The organism is Streptococcus sp. DD04 (genome assembly GCF_001578725.1).
GTDB lineage: Bacteria > Bacillota > Bacilli > Lactobacillales > Streptococcaceae > Streptococcus > Streptococcus sinensis.
This window is the reverse complement of the sequence record NZ_KQ968982.1, coordinates 97,530-98,271: the sequence shown is the minus strand read 5'-3', so window position 1 is coordinate 98,271 and position 742 is coordinate 97,530. Positions and strand designations below refer to the sequence as shown.

Below are 742 nucleotides of genomic sequence, written 5' to 3'. Positions count from 1 at the left end.
ACAAACGTACAATGCGAAAAGTCGGACGATAAAAGCGTTTATCGCTGAGTTTCCGACTATCTTGTTGAATGAGTTTCCAGTAGCGTTTGAGTGCCTTGTATTCGTGAGATTTTCTCTCAAATTGCTTCATGATTTGGATGCGAAGACGGTTCATAGCCCGGCTTAGGTGTTGGACAATGTGAAAACGATCCAGAACGATTTTAGCCTTTGGAAATAGTTTTCTGGCAATATCGTAATAGGGACTAAACATGTCCATGGTAATGACCTTGACGCGGTTTCTAACCTGTCTGGAATAGCGCAGAAAGTGATTGCGAATGGTTGCTTGCGTTCGTCCGTCCAGAATTGTGATGACCTTGAGCGAGTCAAAATCCTGCGCAATAAAGCTCATCTTTCCCTTCTTGAAGCCAGCTGAAACAGTCTCTCCCCAGACTGTTTCACTCCCAAGACATGTGTTCTGGAAGCCAGTTGAGGTCAGTCTTGAACTCGAATTCTTTTAGTTTGCGAATGACGGTTGACGTGGAAACTGCTAAGCTTTCAGCGATGGCCGTCATAGGAACTTTCTCGATCAATTTTTGAGCGATTTTCTGGTTGACGATGGTTGCAATTTGGTGGTTTTTCTTGACCAGAGAAGTCTCAGCAACAGCTACTTTCCCGCAATCCTGACATCGGAAACGGCGTTTCTTTAAACGAATCAGCATTTTATATCCCGCACATTCTAGGTAAGGAATTTTCGATTCTTTTT

The 742-nt window shown here is 43.5% G+C and carries 1 pseudogene; it reads right to left on the bottom strand.

Annotated elements, in window-relative coordinates:
* Nucleotides 1–742 (bottom strand): annotated as a pseudogene (locus tag STRDD04_RS10765) (ISL3 family transposase); the annotation flags it as partial.